General features: G+C 58.3%; 5 protein-coding genes. 3 read left to right on the forward strand and 2 right to left on the reverse strand.

The features are described 5' to 3' along the window. Window positions 1-13: 13 nt before the first annotated feature. On the forward strand, window positions 14-766 hold the full coding sequence (locus ACESMW_RS07945) for a DUF6969 family protein (RefSeq protein ID WP_372986510.1): 753 nt from the start codon (window positions 14-16) through the stop codon (window positions 764-766). Window positions 767-785: 19 nt separating this feature from the next. Here ACESMW_RS07945 and ACESMW_RS07950 read toward each other — a convergent pair whose 3' ends face one another. Together ACESMW_RS07950 and ACESMW_RS07955 are read right to left on the reverse strand one after the other, a co-directional pair. Beyond that, window positions 786-1046 carry an anti-sigma factor family protein gene (locus ACESMW_RS07950; protein ID WP_372986511.1) on the reverse strand — a complete coding sequence of 87 codons (261 nt, stop codon included), beginning with the start codon at window positions 1044-1046 and terminating at the stop codon, window positions 786-788. Next, the gene (locus tag ACESMW_RS07955) at window positions 1040-1660 is read right to left on the reverse strand and encodes an RNA polymerase sigma factor (RefSeq protein ID WP_372986512.1); all 621 of its coding nucleotides are present in this window, start codon (window positions 1658-1660) and stop codon (window positions 1040-1042) included. The genes ACESMW_RS07950 and ACESMW_RS07955 overlap by 7 nt, the downstream gene beginning before the upstream one ends. A gap of 188 nt (window positions 1661-1848) precedes the next feature. Between ACESMW_RS07955 and ACESMW_RS07960 the strand changes: the two genes are divergently transcribed. Together ACESMW_RS07960 and ACESMW_RS07965 are read left to right on the forward strand one after the other, a co-directional pair. After that, entirely contained in the window at window positions 1849-4047 is a 2199-nt protein-coding gene (locus ACESMW_RS07960; RefSeq protein ID WP_372986513.1) for an FAD-dependent oxidoreductase, read from the forward strand. Window positions 4048-4124: 77 nt separating this feature from the next. Beyond that, window positions 4125-5096 carry a radical SAM protein gene (locus tag ACESMW_RS07965; protein ID WP_372986514.1) on the forward strand — a complete coding sequence of 324 codons (972 nt, stop codon included), beginning with the start codon at window positions 4125-4127 and terminating at the stop codon, window positions 5094-5096. Window positions 5097-5447: the final 351 nt, after the last annotated feature.

A 5447-nucleotide genomic window follows, 5' to 3' on the forward strand; every position in this document is an offset into this window, starting at 1 on the left:
GAGGTGAAAGGCTATGACAGAACTTCGTATTCCCAGGCTGGCGAGCCTGACCGACGCGCAGCTCGCAATCAGCCTGGCGGCCATTGACGATATCCGGGAGTGTTATCGGGTGTTGGAGAAAGGCGGGTTGAATGTGGTTGGGGAAGTGCTCAAGGGCCAGGGGCCTTTCTATGAAATGGATCATTACCCGAAAGAGGACGTCTATGACCGGGAGACGGCGTCCCAGTATTACTACCACGCCCACCGGGAAGACTACGCGGAACATGGCCATTTCCATCTGTTCCTTCGCGACGCCTCATTACCTGAGGGGGCAGAGCCAGCCATGGGGCCCACGGGCGGGGACCGGGTGGCGCACCTGATTGCCATATCCATGGATGCCTGGGGCTATCCCACCGCCCTGTTCACGGTAAATCGCTGGGTGACCGATGAGAGCTGGTTACCGGCCGCAACGACTGTGACCGTGCTGGATCGGTTCGCCATTGACCATGCTTATCCCAGCTGGCCGGTGAACCGGTGGCTGACGTCCATGGTTCGGGCATTCCGGCCCCAAATTGAAGCGTTGTTGCATCACCGGGACGAGGTGATTGAGCAACAGCGAGTGCGAAGCCTGGAACAGGTGCTGGAGGATCGTTCCCTGGAGATTACCGGGACCATTCCGATCGATGTGGAGAGTTGGGCGGACAAGCTTGAGGCCGAACGGAAAAGACGAGTTCAGGCGGTTGGTCCAAGAGAAAACAAGGGCAGGCAACAAATTCCGGAAGTGTGACGATCCACGCCGGGAACATTCATTCGTCGTCCTTGTCCCGGGTTCTTCGCGTCTTGAGTGCTTCGGAGATCCGCTCGTCGATCCGGCGCAGGAGTTCCTCGTCCGGATGGCCGGCGGAGTGTGCCTGCAAAAGCTCGGTACTTGCGCGCAGGTTGCCGATAAAGGTTCGGCAGTCCTTGCACATCATCAGGTGCATTTTCACGGACAGGTTCTGCCGGCCGCTGAGTTCGCCATCGATGTAGTCACTGGCTATTTCGGCCAGGTCCCTGCACATTAACATTCGCCCGTCTCCTGGAAGGTTTCCACCATGAGGAAGATCTTCTGCCTCGCTCGGTGTAAAAGTACCCGAAGGTTAGAGGCACTGACATCCAGAATGTTACAGACATCCTCGGATTTGTGCTGGTGGGCTTCGTAGAGCATCAGGGCGGAGCGCTGGGATTCCGGCAGAGCGGACAGGTGTTTGTCGAGACAGTCGCTGAGTGCGCCATTTTCCATAAGGGTATCGGCGGATTCGTGGAACTGCAGCTTTGGCGGCACATCCCATCGGCCAGTGGCGTTGAAGCGTTCGGCCAGCTCCGGCTCGAGACTTTCGGAAAAATCGGTAGCTACTTCACGTTTGCTGGCGCGGAGCTTGTTCTTGCACCGGTTTGCGACGATCCGGTGGAGCCAGGTTTTAAGGCCGGAACGGCCTTCAAATTTGTGTATGGCATCAATCACCGTTACCCAGCAATCCTGGACAATCTCTTCGGCAGTGGAGTGGTCCAGGTAGAACCGGGCGACCGCCAGCATGCCCGGGGAGTACTTGCGTACCGCTTGCTTGTACGCTGTCGAATCGCCCTGTTTGAGTGCTTCTATGAGTGAGTCTTCGGTGTCCGGATGCACTGCTGTGTCCATGGGTTTCCGTCCCTTGTCAGTCTGGCTTCGATCGCTGTGTCTTTATAGTGGTTCGGATTCCGGAAAAGTTCCGGTATTCTGTAGCGATTGCTCAAAAATCTTAAATCAAGGACGATGTAACATCCAGCCGGTGATCGTGTCTCAGCAATAACAACGTACTGGTTTATACATTTTTTGCAGGTATGGACATGAATCGAAGCAAGCTTTTACTCATTCTGGTTATCGCCGCGATCGTGGCTGTGTTTATCGGCCTGGACGGCCACAAGCTGCTGACCCTGGAGAACCTGCAGTCGCATCAGGCTGCGCTGGCGCAATGGATTGACCGGCACCTGCTGGTGGCAGTTATCGGTTATGGGTTGATTTACGTGGTCGTGACGGCCCTGTCCCTGCCTGGTGCAACCATCATGACTCTGGCCGGCGGTGCCTTTCTCGGTAACCTTTATGGGCTGATTACGGTATCCATTGCTTCGACCCTGGGTGCCTCCCTGGCCTTTCTGGTAGCCAGGTTCCTGTTAAGGGATACCCTGCGGGAGCGCTACAAGGACACCATTGCCAAGATCGACAGAGGCATTGAAAAGGACGGTGCCTTCTACCTGGCAACCCTGCGCCTGGTGCCGGTTTTTCCGTTCTTCCTGATCAACCTGGCCATGGGCCTGACCGGTATGAAGTTGCGCACCTATGCCCTGGTTAGCTGGATTGCGATGCTGCCGGGGACCTTTGTCTACGTGAATGCCGGCACCCAGCTGGGTCAGATCCAGTCCACTGGCGATATCGTGTCCGCCGACCTGCTCCTGTCCTTCGCCCTGCTCGGGCTATTCCCCCTTATTGCCAAGTTTGTCGTGGGCTTTATCCGCCGCCGGCGGGTGTATGCCGGCTGGCAGAAACCCGAGCATTTTGACTACAACCTGCTGGTCATTGGCGGCGGTTCGGCAGGACTGGTTTCGGCCTACATCGCTGCGGCCGTCAAGGCAAAAGTGGCGTTGATCGAAAAGCACAAAATGGGCGGTGATTGCCTTAACACCGGCTGCGTGCCTTCCAAGGCCCTGATTCGCAGCGCCAAGGCGGCCGACACTTTGCGCCACGCCAACCGTTATGGCCTGGAGTCGGTGCCGGTGAAGGGCTCGTTCAGGAACATCATGAATCGGGTCAAGGACGTGATCGCCAAGGTCGAGCCCCACGATTCCCCTGAGCGTTACCGGAAGCTGGGTGTCGACTGCATCTCCGGCGAGGCGAGCTTCGTATCTCCCTGGGAACTGGAGGTTCGGCACAACGATGGCCGTACCGAACGACTGACGGCACGCAGTATCATCGTGGCTACTGGTGGAAAACCGGCCATGCCGCCAATTCCGGGACTTGAAGACATGCAACCGCTGACCTCCGAGAACCTGTGGGAACTGCAGGATCAACCGGAGCGCTTGCTGGTACTGGGCGGTGGCCCGATCGGCTGCGAGCTGGCCCATGCTTTCGCGCGCCTGGGCAGCAAGGTAACCCAGGTGGAGCGGGGTGAGCGTCTGCTGTCGAAAGAAGATGTGGATGTTGCCTCGGTGGTCATGAAGCAGTTTGAGGCCGATGGCATCGACGTCCGGCTGAAACATTCGGCCACCGAGTTTCGCATTGAGGAAGGCGAGAAGGTTGCCTACTGCGATCATGAGGGTGAACGCGTGAGAATTTCCTTCGATCAGGTGCTGGTCGCGGTGGGGCGTGCGGCCAACACATCCGGCCTGGACCTGGAGCGGATAGGCGTGGATACCCTGCCCAACGGTACCGTGCCGGTTGAAGAGGATATGAGTCTGCGTTATCCGAACGTGTTTGCCTGTGGCGATGTGGCCGGGCCGTACCAGTTTACCCACGCCGCCGCCCATCAGGCCTGGTACGCTGCGGTGAACGGCCTGTTTGGCCAGTTCAAGCGCTTCCGGGTGGACTACCGGGTAATGCCCTGGGTCACCTTCACCTCGCCGGAGGTGGCGCGGGTCGGCCTGAGCGAAGCAGAAGCGAAAGAAAAGGGAATTGCCTACGAGGTCACCCGCTACGGCCTGGATGACCTGGACCGGGCGATTGCCGAGAGCGAGGACTATGGCTTCATCAAGGTGCTGACACCGCCGGGCAAGGACAAGATTCTGGGTGCGGTTGTAGTAGGCACCCACGCCGGTGAAATCCTGGCGGAATTCACCCTGGCGATGAAACATGGCCTGGGCCTGAACAAGATCCTGGGTACCATCCACCCCTACCCGACCTGGAACGAGTCCGCCAAGTACGCGGCTGGTGAATGGAAACGCGCCCATGCGCCAGAAGGCATCCTCAGGCTTCTTGAGAAACTTCACGGTTGGCGCCGGGGAAAAAAAGATCAGAGCCGGCAGGAAAAGCGTAAAGAAGTGACAACGGGCTAAAAAATCAGGCGGTTGCTGTAACAGAACCGTCCTACCCGTGTCTGTGCCCAATAACATTGAATGATCGAGGAGCATCTATGCCCCTGACCGAAACCCGACCGGCCCGCAGTAAACGCATTCCGGCCGTGGAAGTCCTCGAACCCCGGGCGTTCGACAGCTGGACCCATACCCGCAACGGTGATCCCCGGGGTTACATCGATGCGGACAAGCTCAAAGAGCTGTGGATTCACACCGGCACCGCCTGCAACCTGGCCTGTCCCTTCTGCCTGGAGGGCTCCCACCCTGGCGACGGTCGAATTCCTGGCATGAAGCTCAGCGATGTGAAGCCGTTTATCCACGAGGCCATCGATATGGGCGTGGAGCAGTTTTCGTTCACCGGTGGCGAACCTTTCGTCATCCGGGATTTCGTCAACATCCTCGATTACGCCAGCCAGCACCGGCCCTGCTTCGTGCTCACCAACGCCACCGAGCCGTTGCTGAAACGTCGGCACCAGGTGTTGCCTCTGCTGGACAATCCCTATCCGATCCACTTCCGGGTCAGCCTCGATTTTCCGGACCGGGCCCGGCACGACAAGGACCGGGGTGAAGGCAGTTTCGACCAGGCTTTGGAGGGTATCCGCTGGCTGATCGAGCAGGGTTTCAAGGTGTCCATCGCGCGCCAGACCGACCCGGAGGAGATTCCCTCGGACGTCGAGGCGGCGTTCCGCGATATTTTCCGTGAGTGGAATATCCCGGAGGACCTGGCCTTTACCGCGTTCCCGGATCTGGGCACACCGGGTTCCGAGGATGGCAGTCCGGAGATTACCGAGACCTGCATGGAGAAGTATCCGACCAAAGAATCGCGGGCACACTTCATGTGTACCTATACCCGGATGCTGGTGAAGAAGGGGGATGCGGTGCGGGTGTATGCCTGCACGCTGGTGGATGATGATCCGCAGTATGACCTGGGTGGGTCGTTGGCCGAGAGCATGGACGAGCGGATCATGTTGCGGCATCACCGGTGTTTCTCCTGCTACCGCTTTGGGGCTAGTTGTTCGGCGCCTGCCTAGGCTTGGGCATTGTCGATTGCAGGACTGATGGCTGGTCATTGGCGGCCTGGGAGGTGAGGTTATTTTCCCTTGGGAAAAACAACTCGCTTCGCTCAGACATCTTTTTCCTGGCGGGAAAATAACCTCACCCCCCAGACCGCGGATACGGCTTTGCTATTCGGGACTGATGGCGAAGGAAACAAAAAGCACCTGAGTTTTGATTTTTTGGCATCTAATCCTTCGTCGGGGCAGGCGCGATTGACGTTGAACCAGGCGCTGGCAGGTAGAGGGTTCAAAAAATGTGGAGCGCCAGGGACGGCGCGACCAAGCCCCCCATGGATGGGTTCACGGGCGTTTTTTTGAACCCCCTAC

This window comes from Marinobacter sp. (assembly GCF_041690455.1).
Lineage (GTDB): Bacteria > Pseudomonadota > Gammaproteobacteria > Pseudomonadales > Oleiphilaceae > Marinobacter.